Source organism: Polaromonas sp. YR568, assembly GCF_943371715.1.
Taxonomy (GTDB): Bacteria; Pseudomonadota; Gammaproteobacteria; order Burkholderiales; family Burkholderiaceae_C; genus Polaromonas.
Map to the genome: position 1 here is coordinate 95,389 of NZ_CALRVW010000010.1, position 21,987 is coordinate 117,375.

The following is a 21,987-nucleotide window of genomic DNA, read 5'->3' on the forward strand; positions in this document are numbered from 1 at the left end:
TTAAATAGCACAATCACATGACCCGGCAAGCGCACGGCCACAGCCAAGTCCCCCAAGCCCGACAGGCTGCTAGGCGCCAGGCTTGTTTTTGACCGGCCGCTGCCAGTTCGCAATGTTGACCTGCTTGCCGCGCGCCACGCTCAGGGCGCCGGGCGGCGTGTCCTTGGTGATTGTCGAGCCGCCGCCCACGGTGCCGCCTGCGCCTATCGTGACGGGGGCCACCAGCACGCAGTTGCTGCCGATGTGCACGTCGGCTTCGATCACGGTACGGTGTTTGTTGGCGCCGTCGTAGTTGGCCGTGATGCTGCCGGCGCCGTAGTTGACGCGTTCGCCCACCGTGGCGTCACCGAGGTAGGCCAGGTGGTTAGCCTTGGCGCCTTTGGCCAGCGTGGAGTTTTTCACTTCAACGAAATTGCCGATGTGCACCTCGGCGCCCAGCTGCGCGCCGGGACGCAGGCGGGCAAACGGGCCAATCAGCGCGCCTTCGCCAACCCGCACGCCGAGCTTTTCACCGTCGATGTGTGTGAAGGGGTGGATCACCGCGCCGGCGGCAATCGTGGCGTTGGCAATGCAGCAGTTGGCGCCTATGCGCACATCGTCACCGAGGGTCACCCGGCCTTCAAATACACAGTTGACATCGACTTCCACGTCCCGCCCGCACGTCAGCGTGCCGCGCACGTCAAAACGCGACGGGTCGCTGATGCGCACGCCCTGCTCCATCAGCGCCGTGGCCTGGCGCAGCTGGAACGCGCGCTCCAGCTCGGCCAACTGCACCGGGCTGTTGACGCCGTCGACCTGCACCTTGTCGGCAATGCAGGTGGCCACCACCTCGGCGCCCTCCTGCACTGCCAGCTTGACGATGTCGGTCAGGTAGTACTCGCCTTGGCTGTTGTCATTGGACAAGCGCGACAGCCAGTTTTTCAGGCGCGCGTTCGGCACGGCCATCACGCCGGTGTAGATCTCCCGGATCTCGCGCTGCTGGGCAGTAGCGTCCTTGTGTTCCACAATGCTTTGCACCGCGTCGCCGTGGCGGATGATGCGTCCATAACCGGAAGGGTCGGGCATTTTCACCGTCAACAGGGCCAGGCGCGTGCCGCCGCAGTCGGCCAGCAGGCCACGCAAGGTGGCCGCCTCGATCAGCGGCACATCGCCGTTGAGAATCAGGGTGACGCCGTCGTCAGGCAGGCAGGGAACGGCTTGCTGCACCGCGTGGCCGGTGCCCAGTTGCGGTTCCTGGCGCACGAAGCGCAGGACCAGGGCATCGCCGGACGAGACCCCCGCCTCCACCTGCGCAGCGCCGTGACCGGTCACCACCACCGCCTGGCGCGGCAACAACTGCACCACGCAGTCAACTACATGCTGAAGCAATGCACGCCCGCCCAAACGGTGTAACACTTTGGGCAACGCGCTTTTCATCCGCGTGCCCTTGCCCGCGGCCATGATGACGACATCAACTGGAACTGAAATGGCCATGAAGTTTCCTGTGAATTGGGGATCTCGGAGGTGGCGTCCGGCCAGGCCGGAACTGAAACGCACTACCCGGATTATCGGTGTGCTGCTGCTGAGCGGGACACTGCTGGCCTGCAGTGCGGTGAAACTGGCCTACAACCAGGCGAGCGAGCTGGCGTACTGGCAGCTCAACAGCTACTTCGAATTCGACGACACGCAAAAGCCGCTGATCCGGGACGAACTGGCCCGCCTGCATCAGTGGCACCGGCAGACACAGCTGCCGGCGTATGTCGAAACCCTGGAGAAATGGAAGGCCTGGTTGCCCGCCGAGATTGACGAGGCTCGGGCCTGCAGCATCTTCGAGGAGGTGAAAACCCGGCTGCAAGCCATTTCGGACCGCGCCGTGCCCGCCATGGGTAGCGTGGTGGGTACGCTGGGGCCGGAGCAGCTGGACGCCCTGAAGCGGAAATTCTTGAAGCTCAACGCGGAGTACCGCGACGACTTTCTCGAGGGCAGCCCCGACGACCTGGTCAACCGGCGCCTGAAGAAAGCGGTCAGCCGCGCCGAGATGCTGTACGGTGCGCTGGATGACAAACAACTGGCCGTGCTGCGCAGCCGGATCACGCAGTCGGTGTTTGACGCGCGGCTTTCGCTGGCTGAATACCAACGCCGCCAGCGGGATGCCCTGCAGAGCCTGGGGCCGCTGATCGCCAGCCGCGCCAACTCCGAGCAAGCCAGACCGATCATGCAGGCCTACATCGAGCGCGCCGTCAATTCGCCCGATCCTGCCTACCGCAGCTACCAGGAGCGGCTGACGCGTGACAGCTGCAAAACCTTTGCCGCCCTGCACAACAGCACCACGGCGGCGCAACGCGCCAGGGCGGTGCAAACCCTGCAGGGCTACGCACAGGACTTCGGCATTCTGGTCGCCCGGCGCTGATCGCCAGGGCCGCTGCCTCGCTTTTGATGGGGAGTCCTCGATGGCAGGGCCGGCAGCGGCAAAGGGCACACCGGCCGTCACAGTTGCGGGGGATGGGTGCCGGCCACGAACGCAGAAGAAGATTCTCCCGCCTGCCTGAGGCGGCGTGGCTGGAACTCGCCGGAGCCGCTGCTTTGCTGCTGCTGCCGGTTCGAGGGATGCTGCGGTTGTTGCTGCAGGCGGCGCGGTGGGGAAATGCTTTTGCTGTCCAAGAAAAACTCCCGAGGCGGGCAATCCATGTGTCAGAACAACACATCGAAGACACCTCAAGGCCTAGCCTAAAAAGGTCGGCAGGCCATCCCTGTCATCACGCCTTGCCGCTTGCCGTCAGACCTGTCCTACAGGCCTCACAGCATCGGCACTTTGCGCATCGGCAGGTCGTAATAATCGGCAATCCGGTGCAGGGCCTTGGGGTTGAGCAGGGACAACTGCCCGCCCTTGAGTTCATGCAGCCCCAGTTGCTGCAGGCGCCTCAGGGTCTTGTTGGTGTGCACCAGTGAGAGGCCCAGCGCATCGGCGATGTGCTGCTGGTTGATGGGGAAAGCCATGGCCTTGTCCTGCACCAGCCCCAACTGCTCGGCCCGCCGGTAGAGATGGATCAGCAGCATCGCCACCCGCTCCGTGGCATTGCGCCGGCCCGTCGTCAACAGATTTTCATCGACCATGCCCTCCTCGCGCGCCGCCAGCCAGGTCACGTCATAACCCAGACTGGGAAACTGCCGAAACAGGTCCCACAAACCGTCTCTGGGAAACACGCACAGGGCGGCATCCGTCAGCGCCTCCACACCATGCGAGGCCCCGTCGGCAAACTCCTGCTGCAGCCCGATGAAGTCGCCGGGCAGCAGGAAGTTGAGAATCTGCCGCCGCCCGTCGCTCAGGGTCTTGTAGCGAAAGGCCCAGCCGGCATACAGGGTGAACAGCTTGCCGTTGGGGTTCTGCTCCGAAATGATGGCACTGCCGGCCGGGGCCAGGGCCGAACCGCTTCGGAACGATTCGATGAAAGCCAGCTCCTGCGGCGACACCGGCTTGAAGGCCTGGGTGGCGCGCAGCCTGCAATCGGCACAGCGGCGGGGACAGGGGCTGGCGCCGGACAGGGGGATGAGGTTCACCGGAAAATTTTAATACCGAAACCCAGTGTCTTTTGACATTGTGGCGCCCGGGGCCGCTGGCTACATTACACGCCATCCATGAACAAAGTATCCGAATTACATGAAGTGCTGTACCTCAGCACTCTCGCCCCCGGCGCGCCTCTGAAGGTCATTTCCGACATCGCATCGAAGTCACGCAAGGCCAACCAAGCCGCTGGCATCACCGGTCTGCTGGTGTTTGACGGCATGCAGTTCTGCCAGCAGATCGAGGGCCCCCGCAAGGCGGTGCTGGCATTGACCGAACGCATCCGCCAGGATCCGCGGCATGTCGATGTCGACATCCTGTACCACGGCCCGCTCGCACAGCGCCGCTTCAGGCATTTTGGCCTCGCTTACACCGCCGTCGAGGACGTGGATGTGCTGGTCCGGCTGCGCGACGTCGGCGCCGAAGCGGCGCTGGCCCAGTTTCTGGCGCTGGTATCGACACTGGATCTGGACGGCTGACACCGCAGGCGGCCGGGCACATTGCCGCAGTCACGGCAGACCGCTATATTGCATGCAGCCATGCCTCATACCGATCACCCCGCCGAGCTGCACGAAGTCATCTACGTCAGCACCCTTGCCCCCGACGCACCCACCAGCGTGGTGGCGGACATCGTCGGAAAAGCCCGCCTGCACAACCCGTGGATGGGCATCACCGGCCTGCTGATCTTTGACGGCATGCGTTTTTGCGAACAGATGGAAGGCAGCCAGAAAAACGTTCTGGCGCAACTTGAGCGCATCCGGCAGGACACGCGTCATATCAACCTGCGGGTCGTGCACCAGGGGCCGCTGGCCGCGCGCAGGTTCCGGCGCTTCAGCATGGGTTACACCACGCTGGACGATGACGACGCCCTGGGCCGGCTGGAAGCACTGACCGGCCAGGACGCCATCACCGCCTTCCTGGCCATGCTGTCAAGCCTGGACCTGGACGCCTGAGACTTCCGCCTGGGGTGTGAATCAGGCTAGCAGTGCGGCCCACATCTCTTTGTCGCGTTCGACCGTCCAGATGCGTGGCGAACAGTTTTTCGACCTGCGAGGGGTCCCGATTGCGGGGATCGAAGCGAAAAACTGTGAGGTTAATCCGCGCGCCGCCGGGAACCAGGGTCAGGCTTGCAGTGCGGCCCACATTTCCTTGTCACGCTCGGCCGTCCAGATGCGCGGATTCTTGATCCCGCTGGCTTCGTCATATGCCCGGCTCACGTCGAACGGCAGGCAGTGTTCGTAAATGAAGACCTGGCCAAAGATCGGGTCCATGCTCTTGCGGGTGTGATCCATCGCCGCCTTCAGGTCCATCTTGGCGGCGGCAGCTTCCTTGCCGCAGCGAAACAGGGTTTCGACCCACTGCTTGGTGTAGTCAATGGCCTTGTTGACCTCGGCCGCCCCTTTCATCGCCTCGCCGCGGCCGGGCACGATGGCTTGGGCCTGGAGCGCGCGCAGCGCTTCCAGCGTGGCGGGCCACTCTTCGAGCTGGGCATCACCGGTGTAGACGCCGGCGTTGTACTCGACCAGGTCGCCGGAGAACAGCACTTGTTCCTCTTCCACCCAGGCGATCGTGTCGCCGCGCGTGTGGCCCGGGCCCGGGTGCCAGATCTGTACCCGCACGCCGCCGAGGTCGATCACCAGTTTGCCGGGGACTTCGCCCTTGACCGGGTTGCCGCCGGAAATCACCATCGTCGGCCATGTCAGGCCGGGCACGCTCTCGGCATTGCGGAACAGGCGCGGGAAACGCTCCATCTCGCTTTGCATGTCCTGGGCGCCGCGCTCGACGATCAGCTCGTAGGTGCCCTGGCTGGCGATGACTTCTGTTGCGCCTTCGGCGATGTAGGCGCTGGCGCCCAGCACCCGCACTGCGTGGTAATGCGTCAGCAGCACGTACTTGATCGGCTTGTCGCTGATGGCGCGGATGCGCGCAATCAGGTCCTGCGCCATGGCAGGGGTGGCCGTCGCATCGCTGACCATGATGAACTTGTCGCCGATGATCACGCCGGAGTTGGGGTCACCCTCGGCGGTGTAGGCCCAGCAATGCGCGCTGAGCTGTTCGAAGGTGATTTTTTTGTCCGTGAGGTCGGACTGCGAAGCAAAGGCTTTGGACATGGGAAAGTCTCCGTTGAGGAAGGGCCGAGAGCACGGCCTGAATCGCAGTGATTTTACTATACGTAATCTATTACGAATAGTAAAACCCCAAAAGCCCTCCCCTTCTGCGCTGCATTCAGGACAAACCGCGCTCGAGCATGGCGACCACCTCCTGCGCATAGTCGCGGTAACTCATGGGCCCGTCGGGACGCATCCAGGTGAAAGTCCAGTTGATCATGCCGAACAGCATCATGGTGACCGCCGTCTGGTTGTCGGGTGTGATGCGCTGCGGGTAAGCGCGCTTGAGAAAACGCGTCATGGCCGAGACCACGTCGCGCTGCCGGTCCAGGATCAGCTCGCGCTGCACGTCCCCGAGGAACTTGGTGTCGCCCAGCAGGGCGCTGTGGCGGGTGGCCGAGGTCTCGTACTGGTCCAGGAAGTTGCGGATCAGTTCGTGCAGGGCGGCACGGTCGTCCAGGTTCTTGCGCTGGGCGCTGGCCTCGGTCTGGCCGATGATGGCCAGCAGGTGCTGGGTGTAGCGGTCCAGCAGGTCGAACAGGATGGCTTCCTTGCTGCCGTAGTAGTGGTACAGCCTGGCCTTGGAGGTGCCGCAGGCCGCGGCGATGTCGTTCATGCTGGCGGCCATGTAGCTGCGTTGTGCAAAACACTGGGCGGCCACGTCGAGGATGGCTTCGCGCTGGAGCTCGTGGGTGGCGGATTTGGGGCGGGCCATGCGCCTATTGTGAAGCACGCGCGCCGCGCTAAAGTAGCGCCATGCCTGCCGACCTGTCCTTTGCCCACTACTGCTGCGAGCTGCTCGCCAGCGCCGGCCCGTGCACGGCACGCCGCATGTTTGGCGGCTTTGGCATCAGCACCGGCGGCCTCAACATCGCGCTGCTGGCCGACCTCGGCGGGGGAGACACCCTCTGGCTCAAGGCGGACGACGACACCCGCGGTCTTTTCGAGGCCGCGGGCTGTGCGCCTTTTGTCTACCAGGCCAAAGGCAAGGCCATGAAGCTGAACTACTACAGCGCGCCCGCAGACGCGATGGAATCGCCTCAGCTGATGGCGCAGTGGGCCCGGCTCTCGCTGGAATGTGCCTTGAAAGCACGTGCCGCCAAGGCGGTGCGGGCGCGACCAGCTACTAAATCGATAGCAAAACGCGGCGCCACCGCCAGCACGGTGGCCGTCAAGGCGCCCGCCAGCCCGGCCAGCAGGCGGCCCGACGCGGTGGCGGCCAGGCCGGCAGCCAGCCGCAAATCACGCAGCGGCTGAAGCACACCGGCGCGCCACTGCGGGCTGCGGGCAAGCACCCTGGCGCGCCGCTCGGCGATGGCCAGACCCGCCGTGGCCGGCAGCGGATCCCAGCTGAAGTAGGCGGCCGTGTTCTGCGCAGCGTTCCACGACTCCATCACCAGCGCCTGGCCGGGCAGCAGCTGGAGACTGTCGCCCGCGCCCAGGAAATGGTCGCCGCCGCGGACACCGTCGTCGCGCTGCGCCTGGTCGAAGGTGATCCATACCCGGCCATGCGCAATGCGCAACACACCGGGGCGCGTGGGCCGCAGCGTCAAGGCCCGGCCGTCGCCCAGCTTCCAGCAGCCCGACACCGCGTCTGTGCCGGCGAGGGGTTTCAGATCCTGGTGGTGAAGGTGGTTCATGCTGCTCTCCTGAAGGACAAAAGTCGTTGATGGGAGTGAATGATCGCGCCCCGGGCCTTGGCAGTCCAATGAAATCGCGCTACGCTATTCATTCCAGAATCGCATCAATCACAGGATCTCCCCGTGCAGTATTCACAAACCCATTTGCGCACCCGCCCGATCTCCGCCGGCCAGCTGCGCGCCTTCGAGGCCGTCGCCCGGCACCTGAACTTTCGCGCCGCTTCCGAGGAGCTGGCTCTGACCCAGTCGGCCGTGAGCCGGCAGATCCAGGCGCTGGAAGAGGAAGTCGGCCTGAGCCTGTTTCACCGCCACACGCGCTCGGTGGAGCTGACGGGCGCCGGCGGCGTGCTGCTGCGCGCCGTCTCGCCTTCGCTCGAACGCATCGACGGCGCAGTGCGGCAGATCCGCCAGAGCGCGGGCCGCAAAAGTGTGTCCCTCACCACCTTCGCGTCGTTCGCCTCAATGTGGCTGATCCCGCGGCTCGAAGCCTTCCAGCACGACAACCCCGACATGGACATCCGCATTGATGCGTCCGACGTCGCCATTGACCTGGATACCTCGGACCTGGACATCGCCTTGCGTTATGGCCCCGCCAGCCGCATGGCGGGTTCCGGCGCGATCCGCCTGTTTGGTGAGCAACTGACGCCGGTGATCAGCCCCTGGCTGCTCAAAAGCAGCCCCCCGCTGAAAAAACCGGCCGACCTGGCGCATTTCGCATTGATCGAGGCCGGCGATTCGCATTCCACCCACATGGAGTGGCTGACCTGGCGGCGCTGGCTGGAAGTCAACGGCACGCCCAAGCTCGAAGGCAAGCGCTGGCTCTACTTCAACTATGCCTACCAGATGGTGCAGGCCGCCCTGACCGGCCAGGGCATCGTGCTGGCGCGCCTGCCGCTGATCGCCGAAAGCCTCGCCTCGGGCGACCTGATCGAGCCGCTGCCGCATTTGCGGCTGGAGTCGCCAATGGCCTACTGGCTGGTCGTAAGCACGCGCAGCGCCGTGCGCCCCGAGGTCAAGGCTTTCTGCGACTGGCTGATGGCCCAGAGTGCGCTGACGCGCCAGGCGATTGGCGACGTGCCGGACCCGGATACGGTGGACAACATCGATTGATCTCCGGCGCCACGCTGCGGTCTGCCCAAGAGGACCTCTGGCGGGAGCAGACCCGGTTGTTTTCAACGTTTGAGGTGTGCCAGCAAGCCGGGTCTCGCCCCGGCGGGCGACTTCCTTTTCTTTGCGTCGCCAAAGAAAAGGAAGCAAAAGAAAGGCGACCCGATGGTCTGGGTCCCTTCGCTTCGCTACGGGCAACCTGCGGTACTCGGTAAAAGCGGGGTCTCGCTCGAACTCGCCTTCGGCTCAAACAATCGCGAGCCCTGATCCGCTTTTACCTGCGCTCCTCGGCCCAGCCCGACGGGTTGGGAACGAATGCGGGTTCGGATACATGGAGACATGACGCGCTACGCGCGTCATGTCGGAGAACGTGGCCGTCATGTTTGCACGCGCTTGCAGCACACGTTGCCAAATGGAGTCCCCCTCCATCGCCCAGCGGGGCGAGGGAGGGGCTAGGGGTGGGAGTGGGGAGTCCGTCCTACTGTCCAAAAAGAATCGCAGGCGCAGCGTAAAGCAAATAAAAAACAAACTCACACCGGCCAAACCACCCCTTTGTCATTGAGGATTGCATCCAGCGCCACGTCATGCGGCTCGGGCTCCAGGTCGGGCAACCAGCCGTGGCTGTAGCCCAGCCCGACGGTGAAGGGTTTGGGCTGCAGCGTTGCCAATGTGCGGTCGTAGAAACCACCGCCGTAACCGAGGCGAAAGCCACCCGGTCCGTAACCGACGCACGGCACGAACAGCAGCGTCGGCACGATGATCTCGGTGTCCTTGGGTTTGGGAATGCCGTAGGCGTCTTCCTCCATCGGGCAGCCGGGGTACCAGGCATGGAAAGTCAGGGTTTTGTGGACCTTGTTCACCACCGGCAGGCCGATCTTGCGTGGCGACCGGTTTGCTATGTTTTCAGTAGCTGCCTCCGCCCGTCCCTCAAGGGCCAGGCCTTGATTTCCTTCGGACTCCTGGCTTAAAATGGCATCTTCCTGCCAGCGGTACAGCGCGGGTAGCGGATCAAACTCCCCCTTGATCGGCCAATAGGCCCCAATCACGGCGTCTTCGCGGCCCACCAGCCATATCCGCATGACCCGTTGCAACAGTTCGGCGCGCTGCATCCGGTCGGGCAGGTTCAGGCGTTCTTCGATCAAGTCTCTTCGCGCAGTTAATTTGTCCATAATGACCCGATGCTATCCAAATTTATTCTGAAGGCCCTGATTTCCGGCCTGTCGTCCTGTCTGCTGCTCGCGCCGGCCTGGGCACAAACCAACAATAACAGCTCCGCCCGCGCCGACGACGTGCTGCTGGAGATGAACAAGGCCTTCAAACGCGGCGACAAAGCCAGGCTGGCGCAACTGCTGCCACAGGTCCAGGGCCATGCGCTGGAGCCCTGGGCCGCCTACTGGGAACTGCGCGCACGGCTGGACGAAGCCAGCACGCGGGAGGTGCAGGATTTTCTGGCGCGTTACGCCGGCAGCTACCAGGAAGACCGGCTGCGCAACGACTGGCTGCTGCTGCTGGGCCAGCGCCGCGACTGGGGCGCCTTTGCTGCCGAATACCCGAAATACCGCATGGGCGATGACAAGGACGTGCGTTGTTACGCGCTGCTGGTCGACGGCCTGACCAACCCGGCCGCGGCCCCGCGCGACGCCGACGAAGTCCGCAAGAACTGGTACGCCCAGCGCGAGGCCAGCGACGGCTGCACGTCGGCGGCCTACCGGCTGGTCGGCAACAAGAGCCTGACCACGCATGACGTGTGGGTCAAGGCCAGGCTGGCGATGGAGGCGAACCGGCCGCGTGCCGCCCGCGATGCGGTCGAGATCATCGCGCCGGAAGCATTGGGGCTGGTGGCAGAACTGAACGCCAATCCGGTGAGGTTTCTGAGCAGCAAAATGGTTGCGATCAGGGATGTGCGCCGGGAAATCATTGTGCTGGCGCTGGTCAAGCTGGCCAGCACCGATGCCGACGGCGCCGCCCGCTTCGTCGAGGACAAATGGGGCATGCAGCTTAGCGGCGAAGAACGCAACTGGGTCTGGGGCGCCATCGGCAAGCAGGCGGCGACGCGGCTCAGCAGCGACGCGCTTGGCTACTTCGCCAAGGTCAGCAAGGACAGCGACCTGAGCGACGACATGCTGGGCTGGAAGGCACGCGCCGCCCTGCGCGCCGGCAGCACACCGCGCTGGCCGCTGGTGCTGGGTGCCATCAACGCCATGAGCGAGGACGCACGCAAGGACCCGACCTGGGTCTACTGGAAAGCGCGCGCCCTGCTCAGCAACGCGCCGGCCGCCGTCGCCAGCGCGCCGATGCCGCCACAGCGCGCGGAAGCCCTGGCACTACTGCAATCGATCGCCTCGGTACGCGGGTTTTACGAACAGCTGGCGCTTGAAGAGCTGGGCCAGAAAATCAGCGTTCCGCCGCGGCCCACCCCCCTCACACCAGAGGAAAAGGAAGCGGCCCGCCTGAATCCCGGACTGAACCGCGCCGCGTACGCGATCGCGCTCGGCCTGCGTAGCGAGGGTGTGCGCGAATGGAACTACAGCACCAACCTGCACCAGCGCGGCGGCATGGGCGAACGCGAACTGCTGGCCGCCGCCCAATTCGCCTGCGACCGCGCCATCTGGGACCGCTGCATCAACACCAGCGAACGCACCCAGACCGTGATGGACTTCGAGCAGCGCTTTCCCACGCCCTACCGCGACGCGGTGACCCAGCGCAGCCGCGAGATCAATCTGGACCCGGCCTATGTCTATGGCCTGATCCGCCAGGAGTCGCGCTTCATCATGGATGCGCGCTCCGGCGTCGGCGCGTCGGGCCTGATGCAGGTGATGCCCGCCACCGCGCGCGAGACGGCTCGTTATATCGGCCTGACGGGGTTCACCGCGGGCCAGATCAACGACCGCGACACCAACATCGTGATCGGCACGGCTTACCTCAAGCGTGCGCTCGACGACTTTGGTGGCTCCATGGCGCTGGCCGCCGCGGCCTACAACGCCGGCCCCGGCCGGCCGCGCAGCTGGCGCAACGGACCGGTGATGGAAGCGGCGATCTGGGCCGAAAACGTGCCCTTTGGTGAAACCCGCGACTACGTGAAAAAAGTGCTGTCCAACACCACCAACTATGCGGCGCTGCTGAGCGGGCAGCCGCAATCGCTCAAGGCGCGCCTCGGTACCGTGGGGCCGCGCGACGCGTCGGCGCCACCATCCGACGAGAAGATGCCCTGAAGCACCCGACCCGGGCGCATGCTGCGCTGTTTGTAGGTTTTGGCCTATGTCCTGGTCGGCCCGGCCGGGCTACATTGGCAGCTCATCCCCAATCAGGAGCGCACAGATGAACCCGTGGTGGCAACAAGTCGGCAACACCATCGTTACCGAATTCTCGGACCTGACCGATCCGACCCAGGTGACACGCGCCGTGCTGCGCCTGCTGGTGGCGGCCCTGCTGGGCGGCCTGCTCGGCTGGGAACGCGAACACCAGGGCAAGGCCGCCGGCGTGCGCACCCACATGCTGGTGGCGATGGGCGCCGCCCTGTTTGTGCTGGTGTCACAACAGGCCGGCATGGCGGCCGACGACCTGAGCCGGGTCATCCAGGGCATCACCGCCGGCGTGGGTTTTCTCTGCGCGGGCACCATTCTCAAAGGGGACCGGCTCGATGACGTGAAGGGGCTCACCACGGCGGCGGGGCTCTGGCTGACGGCGGCGGTCGGCGTGGCCGCCGGCATGGGACGTGAATCCACCGCCGTGCTCGGCACCGTGCTGGCCCTGACCGTGCTGGCGGTGGTGCCCTGGCTGGTCAGGTCCGGCGAGAAGCCTGCGCCCCTGCTGGCAGCGGATGAACCGCCCTCCCCCAGAAAGCGTTGAGTCGCCGGTTCAGGCTTTCAGGCGCTGCGAGACAAATTCGCCTTCGTAGTCCTTGGCCAGCGAGAGCTTCTCGGCCTCGCTGAGCACCTTGCCGGCGAGCTGGAAAATGCCCTGCTCTTCGTCCTTCAGGTGATGGAAGACCTTGTGGTGCAGCTCCTTGGCGATGGCCAGCCAAGCCGGCGAACTGAAGTCCGTCGTCTGCAGTTTCTCGACCAGTTCGTCCATCTCATGGTGTTCGGCAATGCCGTGGCGCGAGGGCTCCTGCGTCATGTCGTGGGCGATCAGCGGCACGTAGAAAAATCGTTCTTCCGCCGCCGCGTGGGCCGCCAGTTCGATGGTCAGTTCCCTGAACAGCAGTTCACGTTCACTGCTGTCGCCCGAGGTCTTGATCAGGTTGTCCGCCAGCTCGCGCTGGGTGTCGTGGCTGGTGCGCAGGGCTTCAAAAATATTCATTCATCGATTATCCTGAGGCCCTGCAAAAAACGGTGTAGGCCAGGAGGCCGGGCCAGCTTCAGGCCGGGACCTACACCCAAGCTTCTTTTTGCACGGACTTTTTGCGCCCGCCCGTGTGAAAGCGTCTAATCATGCTTATGAAGAAAATACTGATTCTGGGCGGCACCGGTTTTGTCGGCCGCCATGTCTGCGAGAAACTCACACAGCTGCAGTGGCGGGTCACCGTGCCGACCCGGCACGAAGCGAACGCCAGGGACATCCAGATGCTGCCCGCACTCGACGTGGTGCAGGCCAATGTGCATGACGAGGCGGCACTGACGCAGCTGGTGGCGGGGCACGACGCGGTGGTCAACCTGATTGCCATCCTGCACGGCACGCAGGAGGCTTTTCATCGGACCCATGTGCAGTTGCCCGAAAAGCTGGCGCGCGCCTGCGCCGCCACCGGTGTGCAGCGCCTGGTCCACGTCAGTGCGCTGGGTGCCGACATGCGCAACCCGGACGTGGCGCCGTCCATGTACCTGCGCAGCAAGGGCCGCGGCGAGGTAGCGCTGCACGCGGCGGCCCTCGAGCTGACGGTGTTGCGGCCCAGCGTGATGTTCGGCGCCGACGACAAATTCCTCAACACCTTCGCGCGGCTGCAGAAAATCTTTCCGGTCATTCCGCTGGCAGCCAGCCACGCGCTGTTCCAGCCGGTATGGGTCGAGGATGTGGCCAGTGCCATCGTGTTCTGCCTGCAGGATGCCCACACCCATGCCACCGTCGATCAGACTTTCGAGGCCTGCGGTCCGGGCGTTTTCACGCTCAGGCAACTCGTCGAGCTGGCCGGCCGGTTGAGCGGCGTCAACGAGGGCCGCGGCCGCCCGGTGATCCCGCTGCCGGCGGCACTCGGCCGCCTGCAGGCGCGCCTGATGGAGCTGGCGCCCGGCGAGCCCCTGATGAGCCGCGACAACCTGGACTCCATGCGCCTGCCCAACATTGCCAGCGGCAACCTGCCGGGGCTGGAAGCCCTGGGCATCACGCCGGCGGCCGTGGAAGCGGTGGCGCCGACTTACCTTGGCCCGCTCAGCGGCGGCTGGGGCCTGCGCAGCCACCTGACGCTCAAGCGCAAGACCGCGGGACGCTTCTAGAGGCAGTTCCGCCGCGGCGGCGGCGGTCGCGCATCAATTTCAGGTTTTTATTGCATCAATGCCCGGCCTGCCGCGCGTTAGCATGGCCGCTTGTTCACAAGGGAAACAACATGCTCAAGCTCTACATCGCCAACAAAAACTATTCCTCCTGGTCCATGCGGCCCTGGGTCTTGCTGAAGCAGACCGGCATTGCGTTCGAGGAAACCATGGTGCGGTTTGGCACGGACACCTTCGCGGACGATTCGGCTTTCAAGCAGAGCATTCTTGCGGTCAACCCGTCGGGCCGGGTGCCGGTGCTGGTGGACGATGGTTTTGCGGTCTGGGACACGCTGGCGATTGCAGAGTACGTCGCCGAGAAGTTTCCCGACATGCGGCTTTGGCCGCAGGATGTCAAAGCCAGGGCACGCGCGCGCAGCGTCTGCGCAGAAATGCACTCGGGCTTTGGCGCGTTGCGCAGCGCCTGCCCGATGAACATTGAAGCGCCCCTCGCCCAAACCGGGGCCATCATCTGGCGCGACCAGCCGGCCGTGCGAAAGGACGTTCAGCGCATCGTGACCATGTGGACCGAACTGCTGGAGCAACACAGGGGCCCCCTGCTTTTTGGCGAGTTCTCGATCGCTGACGCCTACTTCGCGCCGGTGTGCATGCGCCTGAAGACCTATGCCCTGCCGGTTCCGGGCGTCATCACGGACTACATCGGCCGTGTCTGCGCCTTGCCCGGCGTCAAGGCATGGATCGCGGATGCCCTGGCCGAGAAAGACTTTGTCGTTGTCGACGAACCCTACCGGATGTCGCGCTGATCATGGCCAGAAGCACCCTGGTCACGATTTACCTGCGTTACGTGCTCGACACCACCAAACTCAAGGAATTCGAGCATTACGGCAAGCTGTGGATTCCGCTGGTGGAAAAGTTTGGCGGAAAACACCACGGCTACTTCATGCCCAGCGAAGGTGCCAGCAACATCGCGCTGGCCATGTTCACCTTCGACAGCCTGGCTGCCTATGAAAGTTACCGGCAGCGGTCTTTTGACGACCCTGACTGCCAGGCCGCCTTCAGGTATGCCGAAGAAACGCGCTGCATCCTGAGCTACGAGCGCAGTTTTTTCCGCCCGGTCTTTTCCTGACCCAGCCCCAGGCCTGCGCCACCCCAGCCGCTAAACTGCCCCCATGGAAATTTTCATGGTCGGTGGTGCGGTGCGCGATGCCTTGCTGGGCCTGCCGGTGCAGGACCATGACTGGGTGGTGGTTGGTGCCACGCCCGACGAACTGACGGCCCTGGGCTACCTGCCGGTCGGCAAGGATTTCCCGGTGTTCCTGCATCCGCAGACGCGCGAGGAGTATGCGCTGGCCCGCACCGAACGCAACACGGCGCGCGGCTACCGCGGCTTTGCCATCCACGCCGCGCCCGACGTGACGCTGGAGGAAGACCTCGCGCGCCGCGACCTGACTATCAATTCCATAGCAGCTCCCGCCCTGCCGCAAAGGGCTGGCGCCGGATTTGAAGCTGATTTGGATGCCCTCATCGATCCTTACGGCGGGCAGGGGGACATCCGGGACAAGGTCCTGCGCCACGTGACCGACGCCTTCCGCGAGGACCCGGTCCGCATCCTGCGGCTGGCGCGTTTTGCCGCGCGTTTCGCCGATTTCACGGTGGCGCCTGAAACCATGACGCTGATGCGCGAGATGGTGACGCACGGCGAGGTTGATGCCCTGGTGGCCGAACGCGTCTGGCAGGAGCTGGCGCGCGGCCTGATGGAGGACACGCCGTCGCGCATGTTTGACGTGTTGCGCGACTGCGGCGCCCTGCAGCACCTGCTGCCCGAGGTCGAAAAACTCTGGGGTGTGCCGCAACGCCCCGAGTACCACCCCGAAGTGGACACCGGGGTGCACCTGATGATGGTGCTGGACATGTCGGCGCAACTGCAGGCCAGCCTGCCGGTGCGCTTCGCCTGTCTGGGCCACGACCTCGGCAAAGGCAGCACAGCGGTCGAGCTGCTGCCCCGACACATCGGCCACGAGGAGCGCAGCGTGCGTCTGCTCAAAGATGTGTGTGCGCGGCTGCGCGTGCCCACCGACTGCCGGGAACTGGCCGAGGTGGTGGCGCGCGAACACGGCAACATCCACCGCAGCGCCGGATTCGGTGCGGCCGCCCTGGTCCGGCTGCTGGAGCGATGCGACGCATTTCGCAAGCCGCAACGTTTCGACGAGATCCTGCTGGCCTGTGAATGCGACGCGCGCGGCCGCCTGGGCTTTCAGGACGCGGCCTATCCGCAGCGCCAGCGGCTGGCGCAGGCCTTGCAGGCGGCGCAATCGGTGGTGACGGCTTCGATTGCGGAAGCAGCGCAGGCAGCCGGCCTGAGCGGCCCCAGGATCGGCGACATGATCCATGCCGCCCGCGTGCAGGCCGTCCAGGCGTGGATCGACAATTCGGCGGCACAGGCCGATACGGCCCCACCCGCCTGACGACCGCGGGACCAGCCTGCGGCGCGGCGGGGCCAAAAGGGAAACCGGCCTACAGGTGCCGCAGGAAAATTCTGCTAAGGTAAAAACTGATGCACATGCCTTACGACACGCTTCCCCGTATTGCGCAGGATACGGCGCTTTTTCTGGACTTTGACGGAACCCTGGTTGAGCTGGCCGCCCGGCCCGAAGCCGTGGTGATTGCGCCCACCCTGACCAGCACGCTGGCTGCGCTGTATGGACAACTCGGCGGCGCGCTGGCGCTGGTATCGGGTCGCCGCCTGAGCGACCTCGACGCTTTTCTGGCGCCGCTGCAATTGCCGGCAGCGGTCGAACATGGCGGGCAGCGCCGCAACGCCGCAGGTCTGCTGATCAGCGCCCCGGCCATCGATCTGCGTGCTGCGCTGCAAGCGGCCGAAGGGCTGCTGCAGCAGCATCCCGGCCTGCAGCTCGAACAGAAAAACCTGGCCCTGAGCCTGCACTACCGGCACGCCCCCGAGCTGGAAGACCTGTGCCTGCAGGTGATGCGTGAAGCCGTGGCGCGCAGCCCGGGACTGCAGCTGATCCACGGCAAATGTGTGGTCGACCTGAAGCCCGCCGGGGTCAGCAAGGGCACGGCCATCGCGGCCTTCATGGACGAAGCCCCGTTTGCCGGCCGCATTCCGGTGTTTGCCGGCGACGACGTCACCGACGAGGACGGCTTCGAACAGGTGCTGCGCATGGGTGGCCACGCGATCAAGGTCGGCCCCGGCCCGACGCTGGCGAAACACCGTTGCGACAGCGTGGCGCAGCTGGCCCAATGGCTGCTGTCGGCACGGGCCCCCTCGCGCGAAAGCGGACCTGAACGGCGACACGCATGACCACCCCAACCCCCACCCCTGCCCCAACTCCTGGCTCCAGCTTCGCTGCGCCCGCGCCGCCTTCGCTGTCGCTGGGCGTGATCGGCAACTGTGCCTTCAGCGCACTGATCGATGCCCGGGGCCGCATCGTCTGGTGCTGCCTGCCGCGTTTCGACGGCGACCCGGTGTTCAACGCCCTGCTGGACCCGAGCGCGCAGGGCAGTGCGTTTTCCATCGAGATTGAAAATTTCTCGCACAGCAAGCAGTGGTACGAACCGAACACCGCCGTGCTGCGCACGCAGCTTTTCGACACCAGCGGCCAGGCGGTGGAAATCACCGACTTCGCGCCGCGCTTTTACCGGCGCTCACGTTTTTTCAAGCCCATGACGCTGGTGCGGCGGGTGCGGCCGCTTCAGGGCGCGCCGCGCATCCGGGTTTCGCTGGATCTGCGTTACGACTGGGGCCGCAGCCAGCCGGTGGTGACCCAGGGCAGCAACCACCTGCGGTATGTCGGTGATGCGCTGATACTGCGCCTGAACACCGACGCGCCGCTGGCGCACCTGCAGTCCCGGCAAGCCTTTGTGCTGACGCGTGAACACAACTTCCTGCTGGGCGCCGACGAGTCGCTGGCCGACGGCATTGCCGACACCGCGCGCCTGTTCGAGGAAGAAACCCTCTCCTACTGGCGCAAGTGGAGCCAGCGCCTGCATATTCCGCTGCAGTGGCAGGAGGCCGTGATCCGCGCGGCCATCACACTCAAGCTTTCCTTGTTTGAAGACACCGGCGCGATTGTGGCGGCCATGACCACCAGCATTCCCGAGGCGCCCAACAGCGGCCGCAACTGGGACTACCGCTACTGCTGGCTGCGTGACGCGTTTTTTGTGGTGCGCGCGCTCAACAGCCTGTCCGAAGTCGGCACCATGGAAGACTACCTGCGCTGGCTCAGCAACGTGGTGGTGCAGGCCGGCGGCGGCCACATCCAGCCGCTGTACGGCATCGGCCTGGAGCGCGAACTGCCCGAGGCGGTGTACAGCCACCTGGCCGGCTACCGCGGCATGGGGCCGGTGCGCGTGGGCAACCAGGCGCAGGAGCATTTCCAGCACGACGTCTACGGCAACGTGGTGCTGGGCGCGGCCCAGGCCTTCCACGACCACCGGCTGCTGCACCGCGCCGGCGAGGCCGAATTTTCGCGGCTGGAAGCGGTCGGCGAGCAGGCCGTGCGCAACTACGACCAGCCCGATGCCGGCATGTGGGAGCTGCGCACGCGCGCCCGGGTGCACACCTCCTCGGCCCTGATGTGCTGGGCGGCATGCGACCGTCTCGGCAAGATCGCCGTCACCCTCCAACAACCGGACCGCGCCACCTACTGGCACGGCCATGCCAACATCATGCGCGAGCGCATCCTGCGCGAATCCTGGAGCGAGGAACGCCAGGCCTTTGCCGAGAGTTTCGGCGGGCGCGACCTGGACGCCAGCGTGCTCTTGATGATCGAGGTCGGTTTCATCGACCCGAAAGACCCGCGCTTTGTCGCGACGGTGGACGCGCTGGAAAAACACCTGTGCGACGGCCCCTACATGCGCCGTTATGAAGCTTCCGATGACTTCGGCAAGCCCGAAACCGCCTTCAACATCTGCACCTTCTGGCGCATCGACGCGCTGGCGCGCATCGGCCGCAAGGAACAGGCGCGCGAGATCTTCGAGACCATGCTGGCGGCGCGCAACCACCTCGGCCTGCTGTCCGAGGACACCCACCCGGTGACCGGCGAGATGTGGGGCAACTTCCCGCAGACCTACTCGATGGTCGGCCTCATCAACGCGGCGGTGCGTCTTTCCGCCCCGTGGGATAGTCAAGTATGACCCCCGTCGGAGGCTCACTGCGTGTAGCCCCTTCCACCCTTCCAGGGGGCGGCGCGTGCGGCCCGGCAAAGCCGGTTCCGCGACCCCTGCTGATTACATCCCAACACCTCTGCGGGAGTGGTGCCGTATGAGCAGGCTCGTCGTGGTTTCCAACCGCGTCGCGGACCCGCGCAAGGCCACGGCGGCGGGCGGGCTGGCGGTGGCCCTGGGCGATGCGCTGTCCGCCAACGGTGGCCTGTGGTTCGGCTGGAGCGGGACGATTGTCGAAGGCGGCACCCCCGGTGAAGGCGAGATGCACACCCAGCAGGCCGGCAATGTGACCTTGACCACGGTGGACCTGTGCCGCGAAGACCACGACAGTTATTACCTGGGCTACAGCAACGGCGTGCTCTGGCCGGTGTTTCATTACCGGCTGGACCTGGCCGACTTCGATGCCGGCTTCATCGGCGGTTACCGCCGCGTCAACCAGATGCTGGCGCGCAAGCTGATGCCGCTGCTACGGCCCGACGACATCATCTGGGTGCACGACTACCACCTGATCCCCATGGCGGCCGAGCTGCGCGCGATGGGTTGCAGGAACCGCATTGGCTTTTTCCTTCACATCCCGCTGCCGCCGCCGCTGATCCTCGCAGCCGTGCCGCAGCATGAATGGCTGATCCGCTCGCTGTTTGCCTATGACCTGCTGGGCTTCCAGAGCCAGGCGGATGTGGACCACTTCTCGCGTTATGTCGGCCAGGAGGCGGGCGCCGAGGCCCTGGACAAGCACCAGTTCCGCGCCTTCGGGCGCACGGTGCACGCACAGGCCTTTCCGATCGGCATCGACGTCGATGAATTTGCGGCCCTGACGCATGGCAAGGAAGCGCGCGAGATGTACGAGCGCATGAAAGAAGAATACTCGCGGCGCCGCCTGCTGCTGGGCGTGGAGCGGCTGGACTACTCCAAGGGCCTGCCGCAGCGCCTGCGTGCCTTCAGGCAGTTGCTGAAGATGTACCCGGAAAACCTCAACAGCGCGACACTGATCCAGATCGTCTCGCCCAGCCGCGAGGCCCTCGACACCTACAGTGGCCTGCGCCAGGAGCTGGAAAGCCTGTGCGGCGCCATCAACGGCGACTACGGCGAGCTGGACTGGATGCCGGTGCGTTACATCCACCGCAACGTGGCGCGCAAGCGCCTGCCCGGCCTGTACCGTGTGGCCAGCGTGGCCCTGGTCACGCCGCTGCGCGACGGCATGAACCTGGTCGCCAAGGAGTTCATCGCGGCGCAGGATCCGGCCGACCCCGGCGTTCTGGTGCTGTCCCGTTTTGCCGGTGCGGCCGAACAGCTCAAGGAAGCGCTGCTGGTCAACCCCTACGACACCCACGGCACGGCCGAGAGCATCCAGCTGGCGCTGCAGATGCCGCTGCACGAGCGCCAGCGGCGGCACCAGGCGCTGCTCGAACGCATCCGCAGCCAGGACGTGCACTGGTGGCGCAAGACCTTTCTGCAAACCCTGTCCCGTACCACCTCCGACTAGAACCATCGCCTTCTGGCGCGCTTGTGGCAGACAAGCCAGAAATGTGCAACCATTCAGTCACGAATTGAACTGGTATGGTCAAACGCAATTACCTCAACCGCTCCCTGGCTGACGGCATCCGCCAGGTAGGCTTTCGCAAATGGTATGAACGCGAGCTGATGTCCAGCCATGCCCACATGTTGCTGGCCCTGCTGTGCACGATTGCCCTGATGGCCACGCTGGAGCTGTTCCAGGGCGGGACCCTCGCCGAAAAGCTGGTGGACGTGGTCCTGTTCATCATCAGCGGCGCGGTGGGACTGTGGGCCCTGCGCCGCTACCTGTACCTGCTGCTGCATGCCGAAACGGTGGCCGACCAGGCCAATTGCCCGAAATGCGCCGAATACGGCCGGCTCGATGTCGTCGAGGAAGACCGCCGCAGCGGCCAGGTACTCGTCAGGTGCCGCAAATGCGGCGAGCCCTGGACGCTGATCCCCTGACACCCGTCCCGCTTCAGACCACCAGCGCCAGTGCCGCGTAGTCGCCGACCCGGTCCTGCAGGCCGGCCGGCACCAGCACAAACCCGTCGGTCAGTGCCGGCAGCCTGCCGCTGATGTGGGCCTGCAGGCGCGGCAGCAGGTAGTCGCGGTGGTGCCAGAACACGCTGCCGCCTATGCTGATGCGCTGCAGGTCCAGCGTCACGACGAGGTTGTACAGGGCCCGGCCCATCACCCGACAGATGTCATCCATAATGGCCACAGCGCCCGTCTCGCCTGCACGAGCAGCTATCAAAATAGCAGCAGCATCGGCATACCCGAGCGCACCAAAACGCCGCGGCATCGCATTGCCCGCGACCAGCGCCTCGACATCGCCGATGTTGCCGCAGCCGCACAGTGCCTCGTTGTTGTCGCTGACGAACATGTGGCCGGCATGGCCGGCGTTGCCGTTTTTTCCGCGCAGCATCTGCCCGTCCACACACAGGCCAACACCGATGCCGGTGCTCCAGGTCACGTAAGCACAATGGGCCATGCCCTGCAGCGCGCCCCAGCGGCGCTCAGCCTTGAGCGCGGCCAGGCCGTCATTTTCAACGCGCACCTGGGCGAACACCTCGCGCAGTGGCGCTTCGAGCAAGGCCGTGGTCCAGTGGTTGGGCAGCCCGCGCGCCGCCCCGGCCAGTCCGCCGCAGATGTTGGGCGCCGCGAGTTCGACCTGGCCATCGTTCATCACAAAAGGCCCGCAGGACGCCACGCCAATGGCCGCCAGGTCCTCGCGGCGGATCTGCGCCTCAGCGCTGCTTTCCCCGATCATGCGCAGCACCTGCCGCGCCAGCGCATCGCTGGCGCCCTCCTTGGCGGTCGGTTCCACCCGCCGGCCAAGGATGCCGCGCTGATCAACCATGGCAACCGACACCTTGGTGCCGCCTATGTCCACGCACGCCACCGGGGCCGCGCCGGCAGGCAGGCGAATGTCGGGGCCGGGAAAGGCTGGGGTCGGTGACGGGCTGTTCATGGCAGGCGGT

The 21,987-nt window shown here is 65.3% G+C and carries 23 protein-coding genes and 1 pseudogene; 15 read left to right on the top strand and 9 right to left on the bottom strand.

What is annotated here, in order from left to right; genetic code table 11:
- Window positions 1-69: 69 nt before the first annotated feature.
- Window positions 70-1,473, bottom strand: coding sequence for a bifunctional UDP-N-acetylglucosamine diphosphorylase/glucosamine-1-phosphate N-acetyltransferase GlmU (gene glmU / locus AAG813_RS09625; protein ID WP_341914294.1), 1,404 nt, complete (start codon window positions 1,471-1,473; stop codon window positions 70-72).
- 79 nt (window positions 1,474-1,552) lie between these two features.
- On the opposite strand from glmU, the gene AAG813_RS09630 reads away from it, so the two are divergent.
- Window positions 1,553-2,389 carry a DUF6279 family lipoprotein gene (locus tag AAG813_RS09630; protein ID WP_341914296.1) on the top strand — a complete coding sequence of 279 codons (837 nt, stop codon included), beginning with the start codon at window positions 1,553-1,555 and terminating at the stop codon, window positions 2,387-2,389.
- Between the two features lie 77 nt (window positions 2,390-2,466).
- On the opposite strand, the gene AAG813_RS09635 is transcribed toward AAG813_RS09630, so the two are convergent.
- Window positions 2,467-2,640: a hypothetical protein gene (locus AAG813_RS09635; RefSeq protein ID WP_341914298.1), complete on the bottom strand. Its 174-nt coding sequence runs from the start codon at window positions 2,638-2,640 to the stop codon at window positions 2,467-2,469.
- A 135-nt stretch (window positions 2,641-2,775) separates the two neighbouring features.
- Window positions 2,776-3,537, bottom strand: coding sequence for a Crp/Fnr family transcriptional regulator (locus tag AAG813_RS09640; protein WP_341914300.1), 762 nt, complete (start codon window positions 3,535-3,537; stop codon window positions 2,776-2,778).
- A 78-nt stretch (window positions 3,538-3,615) separates the two neighbouring features.
- Here AAG813_RS09640 and AAG813_RS09645 point away from each other — a divergent pair, with 78 nt between their 5' ends.
- Together AAG813_RS09645 and AAG813_RS09650 are read left to right on the top strand one after the other, a co-directional pair.
- Complete coding sequence (locus AAG813_RS09645) at window positions 3,616-4,020, top strand: BLUF domain-containing protein (protein WP_341914302.1); 405 nt, start codon at window positions 3,616-3,618, stop codon at window positions 4,018-4,020.
- 60 nt (window positions 4,021-4,080) lie between these two features.
- Window positions 4,081-4,494 (top strand): BLUF domain-containing protein, encoded by a 414-nt coding sequence (locus AAG813_RS09650; protein WP_341914303.1) that lies wholly within the window; start codon window positions 4,081-4,083, stop codon window positions 4,492-4,494.
- Between the two features lie 168 nt (window positions 4,495-4,662).
- Here AAG813_RS09650 and AAG813_RS09655 read toward each other — a convergent pair whose 3' ends face one another.
- Together AAG813_RS09655 and AAG813_RS09660 are read right to left on the bottom strand one after the other, a co-directional pair.
- A complete protein-coding gene (locus tag AAG813_RS09655) occupies window positions 4,663-5,652 on the bottom strand; it encodes an MBL fold metallo-hydrolase (RefSeq protein WP_341914305.1) in 990 nt (329 codons plus the stop codon).
- Between the two features lie 115 nt (window positions 5,653-5,767).
- Window positions 5,768-6,364 (bottom strand): TetR/AcrR family transcriptional regulator, encoded by a 597-nt coding sequence (locus AAG813_RS09660; protein WP_341914307.1) that lies wholly within the window; start codon window positions 6,362-6,364, stop codon window positions 5,768-5,770.
- A 116-nt stretch (window positions 6,365-6,480) separates the two neighbouring features.
- Between AAG813_RS09660 and AAG813_RS09665 the strand changes: the two are divergent.
- Window positions 6,481-6,672: pseudogene (locus AAG813_RS09665) on the top strand (TfoX/Sxy family protein); the annotation flags it as partial.
- 17 nt (window positions 6,673-6,689) lie between these two features.
- Here the strand turns inward: AAG813_RS09665 and AAG813_RS09670 are convergent.
- Window positions 6,690-7,289, bottom strand: a complete 600-nt coding sequence (locus tag AAG813_RS09670; protein WP_341914309.1) for a DUF2917 domain-containing protein — start codon at window positions 7,287-7,289, stop codon at window positions 6,690-6,692.
- 123 nt (window positions 7,290-7,412) lie between these two features.
- Here AAG813_RS09670 and AAG813_RS09675 point away from each other — a divergent pair, with 123 nt between their 5' ends.
- Complete coding sequence (locus AAG813_RS09675) at window positions 7,413-8,399, top strand: LysR substrate-binding domain-containing protein (RefSeq protein WP_341914311.1); 987 nt, start codon at window positions 7,413-7,415, stop codon at window positions 8,397-8,399.
- Window positions 8,400-8,926: 527 nt separating this feature from the next.
- Here AAG813_RS09675 and AAG813_RS09680 read toward each other — a convergent pair.
- On the bottom strand, window positions 8,927-9,565 hold the full coding sequence (locus AAG813_RS09680; protein WP_341914313.1) for a 5-formyltetrahydrofolate cyclo-ligase: 639 nt from the start codon (window positions 9,563-9,565) through the stop codon (window positions 8,927-8,929).
- A gap of 132 nt (window positions 9,566-9,697) precedes the next feature.
- On the opposite strand from AAG813_RS09680, the gene AAG813_RS09685 reads away from it, so the two are divergent.
- Window positions 9,698-11,608, top strand: coding sequence for a transglycosylase SLT domain-containing protein (locus tag AAG813_RS09685; protein WP_341914388.1), 1,911 nt, complete (start codon window positions 9,698-9,700; stop codon window positions 11,606-11,608).
- 106 nt (window positions 11,609-11,714) lie between these two features.
- Window positions 11,715-12,245: an MgtC/SapB family protein gene (locus tag AAG813_RS09690; protein ID WP_341914315.1), complete on the top strand. Its 531-nt coding sequence runs from the start codon at window positions 11,715-11,717 to the stop codon at window positions 12,243-12,245.
- 9 nt (window positions 12,246-12,254) lie between these two features.
- On the opposite strand, the gene AAG813_RS09695 is transcribed toward AAG813_RS09690, so the two are convergent.
- Window positions 12,255-12,698, bottom strand: a complete 444-nt coding sequence (locus AAG813_RS09695) for a hemerythrin domain-containing protein (RefSeq protein ID WP_341914317.1) — start codon at window positions 12,696-12,698, stop codon at window positions 12,255-12,257.
- Between the two features lie 137 nt (window positions 12,699-12,835).
- Here AAG813_RS09695 and AAG813_RS09700 point away from each other — a divergent pair, with 137 nt between their 5' ends.
- From AAG813_RS09700 to AAG813_RS09735, 8 genes are all read left to right on the top strand, one after another.
- The gene (locus tag AAG813_RS09700; RefSeq protein WP_341914318.1) at window positions 12,836-13,825 is read left to right on the top strand and encodes a complex I NDUFA9 subunit family protein; all 990 of its coding nucleotides are present in this window, start codon (window positions 12,836-12,838) and stop codon (window positions 13,823-13,825) included.
- Between the two features lie 110 nt (window positions 13,826-13,935).
- Entirely contained in the window at window positions 13,936-14,625 is a 690-nt protein-coding gene (locus AAG813_RS09705) for a glutathione S-transferase family protein (protein WP_341914320.1), read from the top strand.
- 17 nt (window positions 14,626-14,642) lie between these two features.
- Complete coding sequence (locus AAG813_RS09710; RefSeq protein ID WP_341914390.1) at window positions 14,643-14,948, top strand: NIPSNAP family protein; 306 nt, start codon at window positions 14,643-14,645, stop codon at window positions 14,946-14,948.
- A 43-nt stretch (window positions 14,949-14,991) separates the two neighbouring features.
- Window positions 14,992-16,287: a multifunctional CCA addition/repair protein gene (locus tag AAG813_RS09715; RefSeq protein ID WP_341914322.1), complete on the top strand. Its 1,296-nt coding sequence runs from the start codon at window positions 14,992-14,994 to the stop codon at window positions 16,285-16,287.
- Window positions 16,288-16,382: 95 nt separating this feature from the next.
- Window positions 16,383-17,144: a trehalose-phosphatase gene (gene otsB / locus AAG813_RS09720; protein WP_341914324.1), complete on the top strand. Its 762-nt coding sequence runs from the start codon at window positions 16,383-16,385 to the stop codon at window positions 17,142-17,144.
- Complete coding sequence (locus AAG813_RS09725; protein WP_341914326.1) at window positions 17,141-18,979, top strand: glycoside hydrolase family 15 protein; 1,839 nt, start codon at window positions 17,141-17,143, stop codon at window positions 18,977-18,979. Before otsB ends, AAG813_RS09725 begins: the two co-directional genes overlap by 4 nt.
- Before the next feature lie 127 nt (window positions 18,980-19,106).
- The gene (gene otsA / locus AAG813_RS09730; protein WP_341914329.1) at window positions 19,107-20,492 is read left to right on the top strand and encodes an alpha,alpha-trehalose-phosphate synthase (UDP-forming); all 1,386 of its coding nucleotides are present in this window, start codon (window positions 19,107-19,109) and stop codon (window positions 20,490-20,492) included.
- 74 nt (window positions 20,493-20,566) lie between these two features.
- Window positions 20,567-20,968, top strand: coding sequence for a hypothetical protein (locus AAG813_RS09735; RefSeq protein WP_341914331.1), 402 nt, complete (start codon window positions 20,567-20,569; stop codon window positions 20,966-20,968).
- Between the two features lie 13 nt (window positions 20,969-20,981).
- Here AAG813_RS09735 and AAG813_RS09740 read toward each other — a convergent pair whose 3' ends face one another.
- Entirely contained in the window at window positions 20,982-21,977 is a 996-nt protein-coding gene (locus AAG813_RS09740) for an ROK family protein (RefSeq protein ID WP_341914333.1), read from the bottom strand.
- Between the last annotated feature and the right edge of the window lie 10 nt (window positions 21,978-21,987).